Genomic DNA, 274 nt, shown 5'->3' on the forward strand with positions numbered 1-274 from the left:
GGCCTGGCTCGGGCGGACCTGCGCGAGATCCTGCCGCCCGGCACGGTACCGCGCGGCCTGCCGACCTTGAAGGAGGCGCTGACCTATCTGCACCACCCGCCGCCCAGCGCGTCGCTGGAGGCCCTGCACGAGCACCAGCATCCGGCCTGGCTCCGGCTCAAGTTTGAGGAGCTGCTGGCCCAACAGCTGTCGCAGCTGCAGGCCCAGCGTGAGCGGGCGCTGCTGGTGGCGCCGGCGCTGCGGGCACGGCCCGGGGGCCTGCACGAAAGGCTGC

Annotated in this window: 1 pseudogene; it reads left to right on the plus strand. The window is 74.1% G+C overall.

Going from position 1 to position 274, the window contains the following annotated elements:
- Positions 1 to 274 (plus strand): annotated as a pseudogene (locus RZA33_RS19470) (ATP-dependent DNA helicase RecG); the annotation flags it as partial.

It is taken from the genome of Halovibrio sp. HP20-59, assembly GCF_033052795.2.
Classification (GTDB): domain Bacteria; phylum Pseudomonadota; class Gammaproteobacteria; order Pseudomonadales; family Halomonadaceae; genus Vreelandella.